The following is a 295-nucleotide window of genomic DNA, read 5'->3' on the forward strand; positions in this document are numbered from 1 at the left end:
CAGAGCTGTTTGCTGCACTTGCCGAAGTGCTTGCTACTTTTGCTGAACTATCTGCAGCAGATGCTGAATTTGATGCGGCAGTTGCTGAAGAGTCTGCTTTGGTTGCAGAGCTGTCCGCTGCACTTGCGGAGGTACTTGCCGCTGTTGCCGAACTGTCTGCAGCAGATGCTGAATTTGATGCGGCAGTTGCTGAAGAATCGGCTTTATTTGCAGAGCTGTTTGCTGCACTTGCCGAAGTGCTTGCTACTTTTGCTGAACTATCTGCAGCGGACGCTGAATTTGATGCGGCAGTTGC

The 295-nt window shown here is 51.2% G+C and carries 1 pseudogene; it reads left to right on the top strand.

The annotated features are described in order from the left end of the window. Positions 1–295: pseudogene (locus E4T80_RS12905) on the top strand (hypothetical protein); the annotation flags it as partial.

This window comes from Muribacter muris (genome assembly GCF_004569585.1).
GTDB lineage: Bacteria > Pseudomonadota > Gammaproteobacteria > Enterobacterales > Pasteurellaceae > Muribacter > Muribacter muris.